The 18,539-nt window shown below is 39.9% G+C and carries 27 protein-coding genes; 20 read left to right on the top strand and 7 right to left on the bottom strand.

The window, feature by feature from the left end; translation table 11 throughout:
* Window positions 1-67: 67 nt before the first annotated feature.
* From OK414_RS20250 to OK414_RS20225, 6 genes are all read left to right on the top strand, one after another.
* Window positions 68-739, top strand: coding sequence for a response regulator transcription factor (locus OK414_RS20250; protein ID WP_034649601.1), 672 nt, complete (start codon window positions 68-70; stop codon window positions 737-739).
* 1 nt (window position 740) lies between these two features.
* Window positions 741-1,775, top strand: coding sequence for a sensor histidine kinase (locus OK414_RS20245; protein ID WP_034649604.1), 1,035 nt, complete (start codon window positions 741-743; stop codon window positions 1,773-1,775).
* Window positions 1,776-1,862: 87 nt separating this feature from the next.
* A complete protein-coding gene (locus OK414_RS20240) occupies window positions 1,863-2,219 on the top strand; it encodes a YxeA family protein (protein WP_263044985.1) in 357 nt (118 codons plus the stop codon).
* The gene (locus OK414_RS20235; protein ID WP_013084541.1) at window positions 2,216-2,983 is read left to right on the top strand and encodes an ABC transporter ATP-binding protein; all 768 of its coding nucleotides are present in this window, start codon (window positions 2,216-2,218) and stop codon (window positions 2,981-2,983) included. The genes OK414_RS20240 and OK414_RS20235 overlap by 4 nt, the downstream gene beginning before the upstream one ends.
* Entirely contained in the window at window positions 2,970-4,880 is a 1,911-nt protein-coding gene (locus tag OK414_RS20230) for an ABC transporter permease (RefSeq protein WP_263044984.1), read from the top strand. Before OK414_RS20235 ends, OK414_RS20230 begins: the two co-directional genes overlap by 14 nt.
* A gap of 127 nt (window positions 4,881-5,007) precedes the next feature.
* Complete coding sequence (locus OK414_RS20225) at window positions 5,008-5,940, top strand: patatin-like phospholipase family protein (protein WP_095378624.1); 933 nt, start codon at window positions 5,008-5,010, stop codon at window positions 5,938-5,940.
* Window positions 5,941-5,951: 11 nt separating this feature from the next.
* Here the strand turns inward: OK414_RS20225 and OK414_RS20220 are convergent, their stop codons facing one another.
* On the bottom strand, window positions 5,952-6,317 hold the full coding sequence (locus OK414_RS20220) for a DUF3221 domain-containing protein (protein WP_034649615.1): 366 nt from the start codon (window positions 6,315-6,317) through the stop codon (window positions 5,952-5,954).
* Window positions 6,318-6,491: 174 nt separating this feature from the next.
* Between OK414_RS20220 and OK414_RS20215 the strand changes: the two genes are divergently transcribed.
* The 3 genes from OK414_RS20215 (at window position 6,492) to OK414_RS20205 (ending at window position 8,031) form a co-directional block, all read left to right on the top strand.
* Window positions 6,492-7,100 (top strand): hypothetical protein, encoded by a 609-nt coding sequence (locus OK414_RS20215; protein ID WP_095378623.1) that lies wholly within the window; start codon window positions 6,492-6,494, stop codon window positions 7,098-7,100.
* Window positions 7,101-7,236: 136 nt separating this feature from the next.
* A complete protein-coding gene (locus OK414_RS20210; protein ID WP_016765166.1) occupies window positions 7,237-7,497 on the top strand; it encodes a hypothetical protein in 261 nt (86 codons plus the stop codon).
* Window positions 7,498-7,692: 195 nt separating this feature from the next.
* Window positions 7,693-8,031: a hypothetical protein gene (locus OK414_RS20205; protein WP_034649620.1), complete on the top strand. Its 339-nt coding sequence runs from the start codon at window positions 7,693-7,695 to the stop codon at window positions 8,029-8,031.
* 43 nt (window positions 8,032-8,074) lie between these two features.
* Here the strand turns inward: OK414_RS20205 and OK414_RS20200 are convergent, their stop codons facing one another.
* Window positions 8,075-8,548: a YtxH domain-containing protein gene (locus OK414_RS20200; RefSeq protein WP_013058548.1), complete on the bottom strand. Its 474-nt coding sequence runs from the start codon at window positions 8,546-8,548 to the stop codon at window positions 8,075-8,077.
* A gap of 327 nt (window positions 8,549-8,875) precedes the next feature.
* On the opposite strand from OK414_RS20200, the gene OK414_RS20195 reads away from it, so the two are divergent.
* Window positions 8,876-10,351 carry a glycoside hydrolase family 32 protein gene (locus tag OK414_RS20195; protein WP_034649623.1) on the top strand — a complete coding sequence of 492 codons (1,476 nt, stop codon included), beginning with the start codon at window positions 8,876-8,878 and terminating at the stop codon, window positions 10,349-10,351.
* A gap of 50 nt (window positions 10,352-10,401) precedes the next feature.
* On the opposite strand, the gene OK414_RS20190 is transcribed toward OK414_RS20195, so the two are convergent.
* Together OK414_RS20190 and OK414_RS20185 are read right to left on the bottom strand one after the other, a co-directional pair.
* A complete protein-coding gene (locus OK414_RS20190; RefSeq protein ID WP_028414975.1) occupies window positions 10,402-10,683 on the bottom strand; it encodes a hypothetical protein in 282 nt (93 codons plus the stop codon).
* Window positions 10,684-10,769: 86 nt separating this feature from the next.
* Window positions 10,770-10,958, bottom strand: a complete 189-nt coding sequence (locus OK414_RS20185; protein ID WP_263044983.1) for a hypothetical protein — start codon at window positions 10,956-10,958, stop codon at window positions 10,770-10,772.
* Window positions 10,959-11,081: 123 nt separating this feature from the next.
* On the opposite strand from OK414_RS20185, the gene OK414_RS20180 reads away from it, so the two are divergent.
* Window positions 11,082-11,372: a DUF5316 domain-containing protein gene (locus OK414_RS20180; RefSeq protein WP_263044982.1), complete on the top strand. Its 291-nt coding sequence runs from the start codon at window positions 11,082-11,084 to the stop codon at window positions 11,370-11,372.
* 49 nt (window positions 11,373-11,421) lie between these two features.
* On the opposite strand, the gene OK414_RS20175 is transcribed toward OK414_RS20180, so the two are convergent.
* A complete protein-coding gene (locus tag OK414_RS20175; RefSeq protein ID WP_263044981.1) occupies window positions 11,422-12,666 on the bottom strand; it encodes an MFS transporter in 1,245 nt (414 codons plus the stop codon).
* The gene (locus OK414_RS20170) at window positions 12,663-13,406 is read right to left on the bottom strand and encodes a MerR family transcriptional regulator (protein WP_263044980.1); all 744 of its coding nucleotides are present in this window, start codon (window positions 13,404-13,406) and stop codon (window positions 12,663-12,665) included. Before OK414_RS20170 ends, OK414_RS20175 begins: the two co-directional genes overlap by 4 nt.
* Before the next feature lie 83 nt (window positions 13,407-13,489).
* On the opposite strand from OK414_RS20170, the gene OK414_RS20165 reads away from it, so the two are divergent.
* Window positions 13,490-14,170, top strand: coding sequence for a CPBP family intramembrane glutamic endopeptidase (locus OK414_RS20165; protein ID WP_034649635.1), 681 nt, complete (start codon window positions 13,490-13,492; stop codon window positions 14,168-14,170).
* Between the two features lie 224 nt (window positions 14,171-14,394).
* Complete coding sequence (locus OK414_RS20160; RefSeq protein WP_016765160.1) at window positions 14,395-15,357, top strand: aldo/keto reductase; 963 nt, start codon at window positions 14,395-14,397, stop codon at window positions 15,355-15,357.
* 36 nt (window positions 15,358-15,393) lie between these two features.
* Here the strand turns inward: OK414_RS20160 and OK414_RS20155 are convergent, their stop codons facing one another.
* The gene (locus OK414_RS20155) at window positions 15,394-15,780 is read right to left on the bottom strand and encodes a MerR family transcriptional regulator (RefSeq protein WP_034649639.1); all 387 of its coding nucleotides are present in this window, start codon (window positions 15,778-15,780) and stop codon (window positions 15,394-15,396) included.
* 184 nt (window positions 15,781-15,964) lie between these two features.
* Here OK414_RS20155 and OK414_RS20150 point away from each other — a divergent pair, with 184 nt between their 5' ends.
* From OK414_RS20150 to OK414_RS20120, 7 genes are all read left to right on the top strand, one after another.
* Window positions 15,965-16,135, top strand: coding sequence for a hypothetical protein (locus OK414_RS20150; RefSeq protein WP_016765159.1), 171 nt, complete (start codon window positions 15,965-15,967; stop codon window positions 16,133-16,135).
* Between the two features lie 62 nt (window positions 16,136-16,197).
* On the top strand, window positions 16,198-16,356 hold the full coding sequence (locus tag OK414_RS20145) for a hypothetical protein (RefSeq protein ID WP_162267401.1): 159 nt from the start codon (window positions 16,198-16,200) through the stop codon (window positions 16,354-16,356).
* Window positions 16,357-16,505: 149 nt separating this feature from the next.
* On the top strand, window positions 16,506-16,640 hold the full coding sequence (locus tag OK414_RS20140) for a hypothetical protein (RefSeq protein ID WP_016765157.1): 135 nt from the start codon (window positions 16,506-16,508) through the stop codon (window positions 16,638-16,640).
* 157 nt (window positions 16,641-16,797) lie between these two features.
* On the top strand, window positions 16,798-17,319 hold the full coding sequence (locus OK414_RS20135) for a hypothetical protein (protein WP_171776731.1): 522 nt from the start codon (window positions 16,798-16,800) through the stop codon (window positions 17,317-17,319).
* Window positions 17,320-17,383: 64 nt separating this feature from the next.
* Window positions 17,384-17,878, top strand: coding sequence for a GNAT family N-acetyltransferase (locus OK414_RS20130; RefSeq protein ID WP_013084522.1), 495 nt, complete (start codon window positions 17,384-17,386; stop codon window positions 17,876-17,878).
* 26 nt (window positions 17,879-17,904) lie between these two features.
* Window positions 17,905-18,387 carry a DinB family protein gene (locus OK414_RS20125; RefSeq protein WP_016765154.1) on the top strand — a complete coding sequence of 161 codons (483 nt, stop codon included), beginning with the start codon at window positions 17,905-17,907 and terminating at the stop codon, window positions 18,385-18,387.
* Complete coding sequence (locus OK414_RS20120; RefSeq protein ID WP_013084520.1) at window positions 18,371-18,538, top strand: hypothetical protein; 168 nt, start codon at window positions 18,371-18,373, stop codon at window positions 18,536-18,538. The genes OK414_RS20125 and OK414_RS20120 overlap by 17 nt, the downstream gene beginning before the upstream one ends.
* The last annotated feature ends 1 nt before the right edge of the window (window position 18,539 follow it).

Below are 18,539 nucleotides of genomic sequence, written 5' to 3'. Positions count from 1 at the left end.
TGAGCTTTTAAGAAAGTATTCAACAGTGGGTTATACATAATATATAGGACAATACAGAGGTGAATGCATGAAAATTTTAATTGTAGAAGACGATGATAAAATATATGAATTAGTGAAAGAGAAATTTGAACAGTGGTCATTTGAAGTGGCTGGAGTAGAAGACTTTCAAAAGGTAATGGAAGTATTTATTGCAGAAAGCCCAGAGCTTGTTATTTTAGATGTGAATTTGCCTGTATATGACGGGTTTTACTGGTGTCAGCAAATACGTACAGTTTCAAAAGCTCCTATCGTCTTTCTTTCCTCTCGTGAACACCCAATGGATATTGTTATGGCAATGAATGTTGGCGCGGATGACTATATTCAAAAGCCGTTTAACTTGGATGTTCTTGTTGCTAAAGTGCAGGCGCTTCTGCGCAGAACGTATTCATATGGAGACACGATTTCAGACGTTATCGAGTGGAACGGCGCGGTACTAGACTTAAAAAAAGGAAGTTTGCATTACAAAGATCAAGAAATTCATTTAACGAAAAATGAATTTTTTATTTTACGGCTTCTTTTGGAAGAACGAGGCAAGATTGTATCGCGAGAAGAGCTTATGCGAAGGTTATGGGAAGATGAGAAATTTGTAAGTGACAATACGCTTTCTGTCAATATCACACGCATTCGCACCAAGCTGGAAGAAATCGGGCTGAATGATAAAATTGTGACCAAAAAAGGCCAAGGATATTTGGTGAATTAAGATGTGGAAAAGTTTTTTAAGAGAAAGACTAAGCTGGATTTTATTTGTTCTTATATGGCTGAGTGTAATCGATGCTCTGCTGCTACTTGAGTATGATATTAAGGTGTCGTCCACTTCGTTTTGGTATTTGAATCTACTAACGCTGTGTCTGCTGATTCTGTTTCTTTTATGGAGAGGAATAAAAGAAAGAAGATTTCTGAAAAAGTTGAGCTTAATGCTGCGGAATGATGCGTACGATTTACAAGAAATGCAGCCATATGTTCGAACAAAAGCAGAAGAAGACATGCTGAGTTTGCTGCAGCATATAGATCGTGTATATCGCAGACAAACTCATGCTCTTCACGTACAGCAGCGAGAGCAGCAGGAATATGTAACGACTTGGGTTCATGAGATCAAGACGCCGCTTACTGCGATGAAGCTGCTTATTAATGCTCATCGTACAGAGCTTTATAAATGGCCTTGGCTAAAGGATATTGAAGATGAGTGGATGAAAATTGACGGATTAGTAGATCAGAATTTATATTCTGCACGCCTGCAGTACTTAGAAAAAGATTATCAGGTGCAGGCAGTGTCGCTAAGCGAACTTGTTTTTCCAAACGTTGCGTACTTCTCAAAATGGTGTATTGAAAAGAAACTGCATATTGATGAAAAAAATCTAGACATACTGGTGTACACTGATTCAAAGTGGATGCAGTTTGTTGTGAGGCAAGTGCTGTCTAACGCCATTAAATATAGCCCTCTAGAAGGAAAGCTTTCTTTTTTTAGTGAAGAAACGCCAAAGTACGTAAAGTTATTTATCGCTGATCAAGGAAAAGGGATTCCAACTCAAGATCTTCCCCGGGTTTTTGAAAAAGGATTCACAGGAAATGCGGGAAGAAAAACGAAGGGAGCTACGGGGCTAGGGCTGTATTTTTCAAAAAAAATTACAGATGCTCTTGGCCATCGAATAGAGGTGAATTCACTTTTACACGAAGGAACCACGGTGATTCTGACCTTCTACAAACCGAATTCTTTTGATAACCTTTCAAAAATGTAAGATTGCACGCTGAGATTGTCATCTGCTTCAAACGAATCTTTCCTTGTTTCAAAGTAAGATAGAGCTATACACAAGGAGGGAACGTACATGAAGCGAAAGTGGATTAGCCTCTTAGCTCTGCTTTTGGTTGTAGGAGCAGGTATAGGAGGAATAAAGATTTATCAAAAAGCCGCAACGGAGCATCAATACGGGATGATCCCAAAAGAAGCAAAAAAAGTGGATGAGTATGGACGAGTTCAATATACAATTTCAGTGATAAATGAAAAAGGACAAACAACGTTTCAAACATTTACAACGATTAAACAGTTAAAAGAAGGAACGGTTATTGACCTTTTCGTTCGAGGCAATGAAGTTCGGAAATATGACGTTATAACAAAGAATGAGCTGCCGCAGCGAGTGAAAAGCGTGTGGCCTACAAAAGAACGAAAGGAGGAGGAAAAGTGAGCATTGTTCTTGAAGGAAAAAATGTAACCAAAACGTTTGGATCAAGAGGAAATGTATACGAAGCGCTAAAAGGAATTGATTTTACAATCGAAGAAGGAGAGTTTGTTGGTATTATGGGACCATCTGGAGCGGGAAAAACGACGCTGATGAACATTCTTTCAACGATTGACCGTCCCACCGATGGCGAAATATGGATTCAAGGAGAAAACGTGGCGCTCATGAAAGATAAGAAGCTGTCTGCTTTCAGACGCAATCATTTAGGGTTTATTTTTCAAGATTATAATTTATTGGATACGTTAACGGTAAAAGAAAATATTCTTCTTCCGCTTACGGTTATAAAAATGTCTAAGAAAGAGATGGAAGCGAAGCTTAAAGACACCGCAACGCGACTAGGCATCTATGAGCTGGCCGATAAGTATCCGTATGAGATTTCTGGCGGACAAAAACAGCGCGTTGCAGCAGCGAGAGCAATGATTACGAATCCAGCTGTTATTTTCGCCGATGAACCTACCGGAGCTCTTGATTCCAAAGCTGCTTCAAGCCTGCTTGAAAAGCTGTCGCAATTAAATCAAGAAGACCGTGCCACGATTATTATGGTGACGCATGATCCGCTGGCTTCAAGCTACTGCAGCCGCGTGCTGTTTATTAAAGACGGACAAATTTACACGGAGCTGTTTAAAGGCGAACAAACGAGACAAGCATTTTTTAAACGAATTATGAACATTCAAGGCGCATTAGGCGGTGAAGGCTATGACCGTATTTGATCTTGTTAAAAAGAATATGCGCAAAAATATTAGCCGGTACAGCCTTTATTTCTTTTCAATGATTTTTAGTATTATTGTGTACTATGTGTTTGCTACGCTTCAGTACGACCAATCGATTTCAAAGGTTATTGGAGAAGAGCTGAGGCTGCAGGGCATTTTTAATGCTTCAAACTACGTTCTGCTTACCTTTATTGTTGTCTTTATTTGGTACACAAACTCATTTTTTATCGGGCAGCGTAAGAGAGAGCTCGGGCTGTATCATTTAGTCGGCATTGAAAAACGTACGATTGGAAAAATGATTTTTTATGAGAATATGCTGCTGGGGATTTTTTCTCTGGTGGTCGGTATTTTACTAGGTACCGTGTTTTCAAGGCTGTTTGTGCTGTTTTTACTAAAGCTTATGGGACTGTCGCTTTCGATTACGCTCACATTTTCTTTTCAAGCGGTTTTAAAAACAGCCGTAGTGTTTTTGATTGTTACCATTTTTATATCGTTTCAAGGCTATTTTATTATGTACCGCTATACGCTATTAGATCTGTTTCAAGCAGAAAGCAAAAGTGAACGCGTAAATAAAATGAATTCGAAACGCTCAATTGTAGTGGGAGGACTGGGTATCTTACTCGTTGGCTACGGATACTACCTTTCATCGGGAAACATTGTGACACCTAAGTTTTTTCTAATTGTAGCCGTTGTACTGTTCTCGGTCATTTTCGGTACATTTTTACTTTTTAAAGCCACAATTGAGTGGCTGATGGGGCTTTACCGAGAGCATGCAAGCCGATATTATTCGTTTGCAAATATGCTAAGCGTTTCTACTATGATGTATCGAATTAAAGCAAATGCACGAGTGTTAACCCTAATTACGATTTTGTCGGCTACTACACTTGTGGCAGTTGGTGTGACGTATTCCTCGTACTATAATACAAAAGCCGACGCCAGAAGCATGCAGCCTTATGACTATACGCTGCACAGCAAAAAAGCAGCGGAAGACTTTATGAAAGTGCTGCGTGATTTAGATATCCAATCAAATCAGTATGTGTATCATATCGTGAAGCACTCTGCTGATTTATCGGATTTTCGATTTATTACATCGGGCTACTATAAAGATAGGGAACAAATCAGCTTTTTAGATGAAGAAGAAGTACGAAAGAATGGCGTTTCGGTCCCTGCGCTAAGCGCAAACGAAACCGTTATTTTTGATTCAATGGCAAAAGGAAAAGTGTTTAAACCTAGTACAGGTAAAACCGCAGCTGTGGAGCTGAACAAATCAGAACAGCTTGCTTTAAAAGTCGTTAAATCCGAGCCTTTCCTCATTCTTGATTCTGACAGTGCCGGCTATCAGTTTGTAGTCAACCACGATACATTCAACAAGCTTTTAAAAGCTGGACAAAAGCAAGCGGTGTACGTATTTAATACCGATGATGGAAACAAACAAAATGAACTTACTAAGAACTATCATCAAATCGCAAAAGAAGCTGGCGAAAGCCGTACTTCATACTATGATGTGTTTCAGGCAGGCTTAATGAGTAAAGGATTGTTTATTTTTATTGGAGGGTTTTTAGTGCTCGTCTTTTTGATGGCCACGGGCAGTATTATTTATTTTAAGCAAATCTCCGAAGCCGAACAAGAGCGCAAAAGATTTGAAGTTCTGCGTAAGCTTGGGTTTTCAGTGTCTCAAATGATGAGCGCCGTTCGAAAGCAGCAGCTGTTTACGTTTGGTTTGCCTTTAGTAATTGGCATCTTGCACAGTCTATTTGCGCTTAAGGTCATTACGAATCTAACCGGTGAAAGTCTGATAGTCCCTGTTTTAATAGCGGATGCAGTATACGGGATTATTTATTTCTTTTTCTACTGGCTGACAATGAATTACTACCGAATGGTAATAAAGCGACTGTAAAGAAAAGACTGTTTCGATCAAAGAAACAGTCTTTTTTTGTTGGGAAAATAAAAGGTATGGAGTAATGAAACCCTGAATATAAAAAAAGGGTATATAAAAAGTAGAGAGTTGTATTGGAGGGAAAAATGTGAAAGCAGATGCTGTATTTGAAGGGGGAGGCGTTCGAGGAATTGCATTCACGGGTGCGATTGAAGCGATGGAAGAAAGCAATGTAGAATGGCAGCGTCTAGCAGGTACGTCAGCGGGAGCGTTAATTGCGGCACTTTTAGCGAGCGGCTATAAAAGCGGTGAAATTCGCAGAGAGCTTCAAAACATGGACTATGCTAAGTTTCGCGGGAAAACGATCATTAACCGAATTCCTCTGATTGGAAACTTGATTGAACTGATGGTTCATTTAGGCTTTTATAAAAATGATTATTTGGAAAAATGGGTGTATGGTCTGCTGCGTGAAAAAGGAATCGAAACGTTTGCGGATTTGCCGGCAGATAAGCTGAAAATTATTGCCTCAGACATTTCGAACGGACAGATGCTTGTGCTGCCTGACGACTTGCCGCGATATGGAATGAAGCCAAGCGATATGAAGATTTCACAAGCCGTGATGATGAGTGCGTCCATTCCTTTTTTCTTTCGTCCCGTCATCTGGAAATCCAAAGGGTTCAAGAGGTCATACATTGTCGATGGAGCGCTTTTAAGCAATTTTCCAATTTGGCTGTTTGATACGGAGCATCCGCGTTTCCCGACGTTTGGTTTTCGATTTGTAAAAGAAGAAATTGATACAGCCGCTATTATTCCGACGCCAGTTCATCTATTTAAAAGTATGTTTACCACGATGCTGCAAGCTCATGATTTGCGGTATTTGAACGCGGAGACAAAAGAACGAACGGTGCAAATTCCAACGGGGGTGATTACGGCAACGGATTTTGCCTTAAAGGAAGAAGAAATTGAATTTTTATATGAATCTGGTTATATATCAGCAAAGCGCTTTTTAGAAAAGTGGGATTTTGAACAGCATAAAATGAATCGGACCGGACGGCAGCTGACAAGAAGAAAGCTCCCGTAACAGGAGCTTTTCTACGGCTGTTTTAAAATGTTGACTTCAACAGCTTCGCCTTTTGCCGGAACGGAATACTGAACGCTTTTGTCTTTTTTGAGCCATGCTTTAACGAGCTGTCCTTTTTTGTATGTTTGATCATCCGAAACTTTTACATAAATAGGCTGTACATCGCTAGAACCAAGTATTTCTTTTGTTGTATAGTCAAGCGCAGTATCTCGCGGAATGACGTTTGCAATAAGAATTTCATCCCGTTTCACTTCTAAAATGCGCCCTTGAACTAAATAGCCGGCCGGCTTTTTTGACTGCTCGGCGTTATCAGAACAGCCGCTTAAACAAATAAAAAAGAGAAGAAAAAGTGCAGTTGATTGAACGGTAAACTTCATAAAATCTCCTTTCCGTTTCAACATGACTACCATTATAACGCGTTTGACCATTTCTTTTCCAGTTTTCGGAGAAAGCAAGAGGTAATCGTTGACGTTATTTCAGCACGCATGATATGTTTTAACTCATAAACGCTATTTTTACTAGAAGTCACGTTTAGTACGGGAGGTCCTTATATGGATGTTACCTTTTTAACCAATGTTATTCGACATATATTAGAACGAGATAATTTTGTCATTGACTTTGAAGAATCAGATGAACAAAATATTCACTTTTGGCATCGAGACGAGCCGTTTCGCCTTTTTATTTCAGAGCAAACGGAAAGTTATTTAGTATGGACCGTTTTTGAAGATGAAAAGGAACAGTGGAGCGGAAAAACATTTCTCCAAGAAGTGTCGAATACGTGTAAAGACTGCAGTGAGCCAATCGCGCACTGGATTTATAAAGATGGAGGCAAAGCAGGTTATTGCGATCATTGTCTTCAAACGTTTGGAAATGCGTATTTTACAAATGCTGATGATATCAAGCAAAACCTTCATTTAATTGACGGTTCTATTTGTTTTATTACCGATGAAACTAGAAGCGATTGGTGGATTGCATATGAAGGATTCAAACGAGTAATTGCAAGATTAGAAGAAAATCCCGATCAGAAAGTCGAAATGTACAAGCCCGAATATCCGGTCTTTAAATGGGAAATACATTTTCTAACGGAAAACAATTCTGCTAGCTTTAAGTTCAAAGATGACTTTGCATCTGGAATTGTACCGAAGGGAAGAATACTCTAACATCCTTGTTATAAGGATGTTTTTTCTTATAATGGGAGGTTTTTTTGAAAAAAATAATTAATTTAGGTTAAAAAGAAGGAATTAAAGGGTAAAGAATAGAAGATATATCACTATAGGAAGAATGGGGGAAATAATTATGACAACTACAACAAATTTAACACTGGGGTACAAAATGTACACGATTGATTTTAGCCGTCCAACGCAGTCTAACGAGGCATTGCTGGATTTCTTTAAAGATGTGCAGCACAGACAGGGAAATAATGCAGAAAGCTTTTCTAAAACATTAATGGAAATCGAAGAAATCAAAACAAAATATGTAGATCATGAAATCGTACTGCTGGCTAAATCGCTTGAACAGCAAATAAGCCGCTCAAATGCAGAAAAACTTGAGGTCTGATAATCACCAGAAATGGTCGATTTATCAGACCTTTTTTATTTCTATCGATGTAACACTTTTGGGGTGAAGTCAAGGGGACGGGATATCTGGTAGTATAGGTTTTTGGTGGAGGATAAAATTTTGTACATGTCAACAGATGTTTGATTTCATCAAAAGTTGTAGATGAATAGACTATCAAGTCGTTGGAGGCGTTGTATGGTTGGAATTTGCAGCTGGAAGTGTGCAGTGAGTGGAATAAGTATTGCGAGTGTCTACAGTAAACAGCCGTCGTGGCAGCGGGAGTGCTATTTGGTGACACCTGGTAAAGTTTATTATGAGTCGTGCTATCAAGGGTACGGAGAGTTTGCGGGAATGGATATTTTTTGTTTGATGAGAGAAAGCGGAGCGGGGAAAGAAGACAGTGAAGGGGTAGCGGCTTTTAAGCCTAAGATTGTGCTGGCGAAGTATTACAGCGGACAGCGTTATGAAGAACTGCCGGAATCAGAGCTGTGTCCGTACGCAGGCTATTTTTTTGAAGGGTGGAAGGAAGGGTAGCGAATATACATAAAAGCTGTAGAGATATCTCTACAGCTTGTTATTAACGTCTTGTTTCATCGACAGATTGTTCTAAATCACTTACTTCTTGCGTAATTGTATTTAATTCTTCTTGCACCGCTTCAGCTTCAAGAACAGGATCTTGAACGATTTCTGTCGTTTCAAGCTCTTCTGCTGCAGCCGTTTCTGCAAGCGGCTGTTCTTTAGCAGTGCGCAGAGATTTCACTTTGTTGACAACTTGCGAAGATTGTTCGGAGACTTTTTGTGAAAGGCGGGCCGTGCGCTGTTTGAGGTCTTGGCCTTTTGCATATACCGTTTCTTTCACTTGACCTGTTTTAGCAAGTGCTTGATTCGCTCCGTCTTGAATAGAAGCACGCAGCTCTTTTCCTGACTTTGGCGCTACTAGTAAAGCTGTTGTGACACCGACTACGCTGCCTACTAACGTGCCGACTAATAACTCTTTGCTTCCACCTTTTGTTTCTTTACCCACTGTTTCTTTTACGTTTTCTTTTGTCATGACATTTCCTCCTTTTATAATATGTAATATGAAGGGTTTACCATTTTGTTGAATACTTCCTGTAAAACGCAAATGATTCGCTAAAAAAATGTGCAAGTGCCGTCGGACGCTCGTACAGGCTGGTGAAATTTGATTGTATATAGTATTCAACCACCTGACAGAAAAACCTTCTTTTCTGCTATAAAAACAGAAAAAAACTTATCTATAAAATCCGACACAAGAAAACGACAACATTCGTTCTTTGGTAGCATTTTCACTTAAAATTTTATATCATAGAGGGCAAGGAGAATACGTTCTCTTTTTTTAGATGCTGGAGGGATTGAAGAAATGGCTGAATCGAAGTACAGAACGATTTTAGAAGCAAAATCTGGAGAGTTAGAAGCATTAAAAGACAAAGCAATCAAAGACACCTGGCAGCCGATTTATCATATTCATCCACAGTACGGGCTGATGAATGATCCAAACGGATTGATTCAATTAAACGGTGAATATCATGTGTTTTATCAGTGGTATCCGTACGGTGCGATGCATGGAATGAAGCACTGGGCTCATGTGAAATCTACGGATTTAGTAACGTGGGAACGCCTTCCGGTTGCGTTAACGCCAACGGAAGAATATGAATCGCACGGCGCATACTCAGGCGGCGCGATTGAAAAAGATGGTCAAGGGCTGCTGTTTTATACGGGGAATGTAAAATACGAAGACGGCTCACGTTCAGCTAATCAATGTATCGCGATGCTAAACAGGGATGGAAGTGTGGAAAAATACACGCATAATCCAGCGGTACAAGGCGTTCCTGATGGGTATACAGGACATGTGCGTGATCCGAAAGTATGGAAAGAAAATGATACATATTATATGCTGCTAGGCGCTCAGCGTGAAAACGAAACGGGCGCGTTAATTGTGTATGAATCAAGCGATGCGCTTCAGTGGTCATTTAAAGGCGAAGTTAAAACATCGCTTCCTGACTTTGGCTATATGTGGGAGTGCCCGGATTACTTTAAACTGGATGGAAAAGATGTGTTTGTCTTTTCGCCGCAAGGAATCAAAGCGGATGGCCACAATTTTTATAATATTTACAATGTAATTTACGCGGTGGGAACATTTGATGTGGAAAGTTTAACGTTTGAAATGGAGTATTACCGTGAAATTGATAAAGGGTTTGACTTTTATGCACCGCAAACGTTCCAAGATGAAAGCGGACGTCGCTTGCTATTTGCATGGATTGGAAACCCGGACGTTGACTATCCGTCAGACGAATACGGATGGGCCCATGCCTTAACGCTTCCTCGTGAGCTTTCGCTTGAAGGAAATGAACTTGTTCAAAAGCCTGTAGAAGAGTTACATAAGCTTCGAGATCAAGCAGTTCATTTTAGAGGAACGCTAAAAAATGAAGAAGTGATCATTGATGAAGCAACAAACAATGCATATGAAATCAATATGACGTTCCGCGAGATAGGGGCCAAACAGTTTGGTTTAGAGCTATTTAATAGTAAAGAAGAAGAGCTTCGCCTCGTGTTTGATACAGAAAAGCAAGAAGTGCGACTCGACCGTTCTTCATTCCACCATCAATATGCAACGGAATACGGTGTGGTTCGCTCTGAAAAATGGACAGCGTCAAATGAAGTCGATGTTCGTGTATTTGTCGACAAAAGCATCGTCGAAATTTATATAAACGGCGGCAAAATTGTCTTCACTTCCCGGGTATTCCCGAAAAAAGATTCCAAATCAGCTGTAAATGTATTTGCAGAAGGGGCTGTGGATTACCGTATTGATTATTACGGTATGTCGCGCGGTATTTAACATAATAAAAAAGAAAAGCCAATGAAGATCATTCATTGGCTTTTTGGTTTCTATAAAAATAAGATACAAATACATGAAGCAACTAAATGAGGGACAGCTGCAATAATAAAACGTTTCATCCATTCGGTATCCTCTCGCTGCCGGACCGGGGTAAAGTAAGGTCCTCTCGTTTCAAATCGAAATGTGTCCAGTAAGGTTACGAGTGCAATTGCCGTAAGTAATATGCCAAGAGGGCCTGAAATATAGTAAATATACTGCCAGTTGCCTGCTGTAATAGAAATGATAATCACAATAATTAAAGATATAATGCCAGATATTAATCCTGTTTTCAAACTCAAAATCTCCTTACATCCAGTTTTTGCTTATCTATTTTACCATAACCGAATGAAGGTTTGTATATACGGCTCAGGGCGTATATTTACTTCTTAATTGACTCTCTATGTAAGTATCTTCTCGTATAAAACGAGTTTCCTAACAAAAGCAGTGTTCCTAAAATCCACCCGGTTGCAGGGGAATAAGGAAAGATATTTTTTAAAGCCATCCCAAAAGAAATAGAGGCTGCTCCGAGTATAAATAAAAGCAGCGTGATTCCTTGACGTTTTTTCATATGTACCACCTCTCTTACTAATTTTACCATAAGGTGCGAGTATAGTAGAATGAAATGTAAGATATCTTACAAAAAAAGAAGTATATGGTAAAATTTAAGGAGCAGGAAGGGAAGAGGGATGCAATGATTAAAAAAGGATTTATAGTAGGTATCGTGACGGTAGGGATTGTTCTTGCCCTTGCTGCTTTTACAGAAAAGTGGAGCTATCTCTATTTTGTGTCAGGCACAATGGGAGCAGTATCACTGGTTTTAGCTTTGGCATACCTTATTGACAGTATCGTGCTAGGAAGTACAGGCACATTCTTTTCATCCAAAAAGACGCGCAAGGTGAGCCGAGTTGAAGATGCAAAACGATTTGGAGCTATTGCAGTACCGAACATATTAGCTGCTTTGATTTATATAGCCGCTGGTTGATGAATAGGAGTCTATAAAAACAGCTTGAGGTATAACCTCAAGCTGTTTTTTATGCGTCAATCTGAACGTTTCTTTCCTGTTTATCACGCAGAGGCATCAGCATACTCACAAATCCAACGCTTACGATGATGATTGCCGCCGCTAAAAAAGTCGTCTGAGCACCTGCAAGCTTTACGAGCATGCCTCCAAGAAGAGGAGCAGTAAGTAAAACGGCACTCGTTAAGGTGTTGATGAATCCGTACACTTTTCCGAGGTGTTCCTTGTCGCTGTATGTTTGAACGATATAGTTAAACAGCAGTAAATTAAGCCCAACTCCGGCTCCTCCAATAGGTGCAGCAATCAAAATGAAATAGCGTGACATAACGGCTGGATTAAAGCAGCTAATGAAAAATAAAGCCCCTCCAAATAGAAGCAGTCCAAATGATAACAGTCTAAATGGATGGTGAACCTGTTTTTTTCTATTAAGATACACTCCTGTTGCTAGCGCCCCCAGTCCGATTCCAGAAAGCAGCCAGCCGAGCATTTCCGGATGGTGAGGCAGCACATCTCGTAGAAAGATGCTAATTTGAGCGTCAACAAGCATCACTACAAAATACGAAAGGTGAAACAAAATAACGACGCGTAAAAGGAGTGAGTGCTGAAAAACGATTTTCCAGCCGTTTGAGTACGTTTCTTTCGCTTGATGGGAAGAACGAGCAGCTTGCCCTTGAATGTTTTTACCTGCTTTTTTAAGTGAAAACAGCACGCCAATAGAAATCATACAAGCTGCGGCATTAACTAAAATGCATGCTTTTGGCGTTGTAATCGTCAGCGCGGCGGCTCCGAGAAACGGCCCCACAACTTTGGTAACTTGAAACATAATGTTTTGTAAAGTAGAGGCCTGCATCAGCTGATCTTCTTTGACCACTTCTCGAACGTAAGAGAGCTGTACGGGCACTTTCATAACAGAACTCATAGAGCGCAGCATCAGCACCCCAAGTGCCAAAAGCGGTTCATTTGTGAAAAATAACAGACATGTGAACAGAAGACGGACTAGTTCAGACAGAAACATCAGCTGTACTTTATCATAGCGGTCCGCTAAATTTCCTGCTGCTTGACTTAGCAGGATGCTAGGTAAAGCGTACGCGACAGGAATAAGCGTAATCCAGAGGGAATTTGCGTGCCACACGTATGTAAAAAGCGTCATCACCGCAAACATATCAAATAAATCTCCGAAGCTTGCTGCAGTGCTTGAAATAAATAATTTTTTATAAGAAGAATTAGCAAACAGCTTTTCTTTTTTCAATACCTTCATTCCTTTGCATGTTGTTCGTGAAAAATAATCGCATCTTCAATAAATTGAAGGACTTCGCTGTCAATAGGGTAGAGATTAAGTGAACTTGATGCCTCAGGAGATTTGCGAACATCCCAAAAGGCTTTTTCTAAAGTCGTATGAGAGCCAAATAGCTTACTCGATAAAAGCAGTATATCAGCTGCAATTAGCTGTCCATCTTCAGATTGAGATGCACGCTGATGCTTTAAGCAAAGCTGAACTCGTTTTATGATGTTAATCCATTTACCGGCACTCGCATTCTCCATTTTAGGCAAATCATGCTGCAGAATCTCACTTTCTTCTATTGAAACCGAAAGCAGATCATTCCAGCTGCTCTTGGCATTAGTTTCATTGTCAACTAAAGGAAGGAGCTGCTTCCAGTTTAATTCACCTTCTATTTTTATACTGTTGCGAAGCGTGTGAGTATGTTCTAAAGCTTGTTGAATTTCCATCGCTTTTTGCTGAAGTTTTTGCTGATGAATGGCTAGAAGTTCATCGATACTCACTTTGTGAAGAATAAGTTCAATATCTCGCAAAGGAACGGCTAAGTTTTTTAACAAAGTAATTTTCTCTAGTGTGACTAAATCCGTTTCTGAGTAGGAGCGTTTTCCATTTTCTGATTTTGACGATGGATGAAGCAAGCCAATTTGATCGTAGTAACGAAGCGTACGCACCGTGAGGCCTAATTTTTTAGCGGCTTGCCCAGTAGAAAAATAAATCATTTTTAACCCCTCCAAAAAAATGCTTGCAGGTAACGTTACGTCACCTTTTACACTGAATATATGTAAAAGGGAGGCGAAGTAAATTGAAACAAAAAAATCAAGGATTATGGACAATAAAATCATTCGTAATTATGCTGGTCGTCACATTTGTTGGGGTGCCTATCTTAATTGAAGGCATATTGCAGGATGCTTTACATTCCCTGTTTAAAAATGAACTTTATGCTGGAACAGCTACTGGGTTTGTTATGGCAGCTGTGTTTTTATCAGCTCTGTATGGGCTGATGGTTCAGGCTGGTGATAGAAAAATTGGTTTTCAATCGTTTTCAAAACGGCACTGGCCGCGCATTCTTTTTTGGCTTTTTGTGCTGATCTTAGGAAGTGTGGCAATTGTTGTGCTAATGGAATGGTTTGGTATGACATATGAAAATAAAAAAACAGCCAGTTTACAGCAAGACCTGTCGCTGTTTTCATTTATACTTGCTTTTGTTTCAGCCGCTGTGATCTCACCTTTTTATGAAGAGATTATCTACCGAGGATTTTTTTATACGTGGCTAAAACGTAAAGGAGGGATTGTCGTTGGATTAGTAGGAAGCTCGTTTATCTTTATGCTGGTGCATATTCCAACGTACAATACCTTGCCCGTTAATTTTTTATCAGGTCTCGTGTTTGCATGGGTGTACGAACAAACAAAGTCGCTGCTTCCAAGTATGATCATTCATGCTTGTTTTAATGGAATCGCCGTTATTTTAACAGCGGCAGCTTAATGTAGTTTCGATAACGAGTAAGCTATGATTTATCTTACCATATTATGTCTACTGAAGAAGCGAATTGCAAAAAAAAGCGGAAATGAACCCGAAAACGGCTAGAAGCACTGCCTGTTCCTAGCCGTTTTTTGTATATGCACGCACGCTTAAGGCTTGCCTTAAAGTGGACGTTAAGGTGTATGATAAGAGAGAGTAGAGACAGCCATAAAAAGGAGAGGGTATCGATGCAATATCGAAAGCTTGGAACAACAGGTCTGGAAGTATCAAATTTATGTCTAGGTACTATGGCGTTTGGACGATGGATTGACGAAAAAGCGTCGGCAGCTATTTTACATAGCGCCATTGACAACGGAATTAGCTTCATTGACACGGCCAACTATTATGGAAAAGGGCAAGACGAAGAATTTAGATATGGCACAGGGGAATCTGAAGAAATTATTGGACGTGCGTTAAAAGGAAAACGAGATGATGTTGTGCTTGCAACAAAAGTCGGCATTGCCGTAGGAAAAGGCCAAAATGATAAAGGCCTTTCACGCACACATATTATGAGAGAAGTGGATAATCAGCTGCGACGACTGCAGACAGACTACATTGATCTTTATCAAGTCCATCTTTTTGATCCGAATACACCTATGGAAGAAACGCTTCGCGCGCTAGATGATTTAGTTCGTCAAGGCAAAGTTCGTTATATTGGCTGCTCCAATTATGCCGCTTGGCAAATCGCAAAGTCTCATCATATTAGTGACAAAATGAATCTTGAAAAATTCATTTCCGTTCAGCCTCAGTATAATCTTCTCTCTCGTGAAATTGAACAAGAGCTGCTGCCGTTTAGTCAATCTGAAGGTGTAGGCGTCATGGTATACAGTCCGTTAGCACGAGGCATGCTTTCAGGCAAATATAAAACACCAAATGACGTGCCGCCAGAAAGTCGCGCTGCGCATGGTGAAAAGCTGCTGCGAAACTACTTTACAGACCAAAACTTTCAGCTGGTGGAGCAGTATCGCAAGTTAGCAGAAAAAAATGAAGTAAGCTTGTCTCAGTTTGCTCTTTCATGGGTATTGAATCAGCCCGCTGTAACATCAAGCATTATCGGAGCTAGTAAATTGCATCACGTAACAGATGCGGTTGAAATCAGCGATTGGACATGGTCAGAAGAGTTGTTGAATACCGTGAATTCACTGTATTAATAAAAAGTCCGCAGGTGCACCTGCGGACTTTTGTGTTTAAATTTTAATTTCCTTTTGCGTTAATTCTGCTTCTAGTGAGTCGTACAAAGCAAGCTTATAGTTGATTTGTTCAAGGTATTTAAAAGTTTTGGCCATTTCTTCTTCGACCGCTTCTTTGTGCTGAAGCATCATGTTTTTTCGTTCTTTAATTGTGCTTTCGCCTTGTTTATAGAGCTCTACATAGCGCTTGATTTCTGCAAGAGGCATGCCCGTTGAGCGCAGAGCTAAGATAAAACGGATCCATTCAATATTCGTATCATTATAGAGGCGTTTTCCATTTTCATCACGCTCTACAAAAGGAAGGATCCCTTCTTTTTCATAGTAGCGTAAAGTCGGTGCGGAAAGCCCGGTTTTTTCATTCATTTCTTTCATGCTATAAGACAAGATTGTTCACTCCCACTTATGAATCCTAAAGCTTACTTTAAGGTATATGATAATCGATAGTTGAACGTTTTATCAAATTATTTTCCGTTTATTTTTAAAATATGGAACTTTTATACAGTTTTTCCGTAATAACAAGTAGACAATAAGAAACTTACTGTAAAAGTTAAGTAAAGGGGATAGAGTAATGAAAAAAGTAAAATGGATTAGTTTTATCCTGCTGCTGATTTCAAGCGGAGTCTTTTTTATCAATCATCAGTATGCCATTTTACTAGCGGCTTGGACCGTGTACGGAATGGCTTTATCAATCCTGGTTTATTTCTTTTCATACGGCATGAGTGATTCAAACAAAGAGTAAAAAGCGTGTACGCGTTTCTTATTGTCTTCAAAATAAGAGCAGAAAATGAAAGGGTGGAAGAAATGGGAGAACTTTTTTGGATAATTTTGTTCGGAGCGTGTATTTGGGTGCCACTAATTTGGAATAAAATTGCGATTGGCAAGCGCATCGCAGACGAAGAAAAGAAAGCAGGACGTGATTTAACAGGGGAAATCAATCCGTTTACCGGAGGAAGAATGTAAATAAGCGTAAAAAAAAGCTGTGACAAAAGTATTTTCGTTGAAAGAAGATCTGAATAATGAATCGAGATTCTTAATGCAGAATCAACTTCGTTCGGTTTTTTTATTAGTATGGTGGACGTAGGTGTCATGTATATAGTAGTTTCTAGCTGGTGATTGGAGGACAAGGCGAAGACTCCTGCGGGAAAAGCGGAACAGGTGAGACCCCGCGGGAGCGCAAGCGACGAGGAGGCTCACCGGCCGCCCGCGGAAAGCGAAGCCTTGCACGGAAATCAACAGCGGTGTAACAGGCAGTCCAGCTTATTTATCCCATCTGTTCGTCTTTAGGTTGGAGTAATTTTGTTATGTCTAAGCCTCTTTATTAGTAAAGAAAACAATAGTTTAATTCTGTTATTAATAGTATAATTAACCATATTTCTTTTGAATAGAAAGGCTGATAAAAAGGTGTTAATATTCTTTTTAGCCGGCACTGTACTTGTGCTGGCGATGATTATTTTTTCGCGTACGCTGTGGGTGCCCAGCGGAATGATAGAAGGTCTTAGCAAGAAAAAGTGGTTTCAAAACCATTGGCTAAGCGGAGGCTATTTGTTTGGCATTAATGCTTTATATTTTGGGACTACGATATGTTTACTCTTCCTTCCTATCTTTACTAATATCCCTTATTTGCATCTTGTTCTTATGTTTTTAGCGACAATTGTAAGTATTTTCACGTGGAGCGCCTTTAGTACAGCGTGGACAGGATCATTTAAAAACCGTCTTAAAATGGCTTTAACGGGAAGCAGCTTTTATTTAATATTGGCATTAATTATGGTGATCCAGTGGGTAAGCGTTAAGCCCCTGTATCCCAATGAAGATACGTTTATGCGAGCTTTAGGGTGGATGCTTGGCTTTTTCGTTTCAGCGGTCGCTTTTAGTGTATGTTTTATCTTCACGGCGTTTCTTGGAAAACGTTCAGCACGTGTGTAAGGATATCATCCGTTTTTTAGCGTTTTTTTCTAGTTAATTACTATTCACGAAAGCAGGGGTAAACGTGATTCGAGAAATTTTAGCTTCTGATGCAGCCGCTTTTTTAGCGTTAAATAAAGAGCTTGATCGAGAAACAGCATATATGCTGTACGAGGAAAATGAGCGTGCGATTACGCTCGAACAGCAGAAAAAAATGATTACAACTTTTTTAAAGATGCCGAACTCGACCATTTTAGTGGCGGAACAAGACGGACAGCTTGTCGGACATTTATCTGTGATTGGCGGAAGCGTTAATCGAAAAAAACACAGCGCATACTTAGCTGTTGGCGTACTGCGTTCCTATGGAAACCAGGGGATTGGTACTTCATTGTTTGAAGAAATGGAGAACTGGGCGGCGCGTATCGGCATCAAACGAGTAGAGCTAACCGTTATGACCCACAATGAAACGGCCATTTCGCTGTATAAAAAGATGGGTTTTAAAATAGAAGGGAAAAAAATATGTTCGCTCGTTGTAGATGGAAAATTAGTCGATGAATATTATATGGGGAAGGTTTTTTAAAAAACGTGCTTAAAGGGGAAATGAACATGAAGTCGACGGTTGTTGAGTTAAATGAATGGATGATAAAGCTTCCTAAAAAGCTTGAAGTATTCTCTGAAGCAGCGGCGTCAAACCGTCTTGCTCCTAAGAAGTGGTCACCGAAAGAAATTGTGGGGCACTTATGTGACTCAGCCCTTCACAATTTGCAGCGGTTTGTCAACGTGCAGCATGAAAAAACACCTTTGGTCCTGACGCCTTACAAACAAGATGAATGGGTAGAACTGCAGCACTATCAAGATATGCCCATGGAAGAAATAGTTGCCCTATGGCACAGCTTAAATAAGCAAATTGCTTCCGTTCTTTTGCATATACCAACAGAAAAGCATATGTATCAATTCGAATTAAAAGATGGAAAGTTCGTTTCGCTCCAGTGGTTGACTAAAGATTATATTGCTCATTTAAAGCATCATATTAAGCAAATTGACGCTCAAATGCCGCTAGGAGGCAAAGAGGATGAAAAAAGAACATAAAAAAGAAGAATCTCAGGTGAAAGTAGATTTTAGAGCAGGCCGCGCCTATGGTGATCATGAATACATAGGAAGTTCGAAAAAAGGCGTGCTTCTTGCTTTGTTACCAGTTCTGATCATTGCCGGAGGTATACTGTTTCTGATGGTAAAATGAC

The sequence above is a fragment of the Priestia sp. JV24 genome, assembly GCF_025910025.1.
Lineage (GTDB): Bacteria > Bacillota > Bacilli > Bacillales > Bacillaceae_H > Priestia > Priestia megaterium.
This window is presented reverse-complemented; position numbering and strand designations above follow the sequence as displayed.

Bases quoted from the DNA above. Each gene is read 5' to 3' on its own strand.
- OK414_RS20250 (WP_034649601.1), top strand. From the start codon at position 68: ATGAAAATTTTAATTGTAGAAGACGATGATAAAATATATGAATTAGTG.
- OK414_RS20245 (WP_034649604.1), top strand. From the start codon at position 741: ATGTGGAAAAGTTTTTTAAGAGAAAGACTAAGCTGGATTTTATTTGTT.
- OK414_RS20240 (WP_263044985.1), top strand. From the start codon at position 1,863: ATGAAGCGAAAGTGGATTAGCCTCTTAGCTCTGCTTTTGGTTGTAGGA.
- OK414_RS20230 (WP_263044984.1), top strand. From the start codon at position 2,970: ATGACCGTATTTGATCTTGTTAAAAAGAATATGCGCAAAAATATTAGC.
- OK414_RS20220 (WP_034649615.1), bottom strand. From the start codon at position 6,317: ATGAAGTTTACCGTTCAATCAACTGCACTTTTTCTTCTCTTTTTTATT.
- OK414_RS20215 (WP_095378623.1), top strand. From the start codon at position 6,492: ATGGATGTTACCTTTTTAACCAATGTTATTCGACATATATTAGAACGA.
- OK414_RS20210 (WP_016765166.1), top strand. From the start codon at position 7,237: ATGACAACTACAACAAATTTAACACTGGGGTACAAAATGTACACGATT.
- OK414_RS20205 (WP_034649620.1), top strand. From the start codon at position 7,693: ATGGTTGGAATTTGCAGCTGGAAGTGTGCAGTGAGTGGAATAAGTATT.
- OK414_RS20200 (WP_013058548.1), bottom strand. From the start codon at position 8,548: ATGACAAAAGAAAACGTAAAAGAAACAGTGGGTAAAGAAACAAAAGGT.
- OK414_RS20195 (WP_034649623.1), top strand. From the start codon at position 8,876: ATGGCTGAATCGAAGTACAGAACGATTTTAGAAGCAAAATCTGGAGAG.
- OK414_RS20185 (WP_263044983.1), bottom strand. From the start codon at position 10,958: ATGAAAAAACGTCAAGGAATCACGCTGCTTTTATTTATACTCGGAGCA.
- OK414_RS20180 (WP_263044982.1), top strand. From the start codon at position 11,082: ATGATTAAAAAAGGATTTATAGTAGGTATCGTGACGGTAGGGATTGTT.
- OK414_RS20175 (WP_263044981.1), bottom strand. From the start codon at position 12,666: ATGAAGGTATTGAAAAAAGAAAAGCTGTTTGCTAATTCTTCTTATAAA.
- OK414_RS20170 (WP_263044980.1), bottom strand. From the start codon at position 13,406: ATGATTTATTTTTCTACTGGGCAAGCCGCTAAAAAATTAGGCCTCACG.
- OK414_RS20160 (WP_016765160.1), top strand. From the start codon at position 14,395: ATGCAATATCGAAAGCTTGGAACAACAGGTCTGGAAGTATCAAATTTA.
- OK414_RS20150 (WP_016765159.1), top strand. From the start codon at position 15,965: ATGAAAAAAGTAAAATGGATTAGTTTTATCCTGCTGCTGATTTCAAGC.
- OK414_RS20145 (WP_162267401.1), top strand. From the start codon at position 16,198: ATGGGAGAACTTTTTTGGATAATTTTGTTCGGAGCGTGTATTTGGGTG.
- OK414_RS20125 (WP_016765154.1), top strand. From the start codon at position 17,905: ATGAAGTCGACGGTTGTTGAGTTAAATGAATGGATGATAAAGCTTCCT.
- OK414_RS20120 (WP_013084520.1), top strand. From the start codon at position 18,371: ATGAAAAAAGAACATAAAAAAGAAGAATCTCAGGTGAAAGTAGATTTT.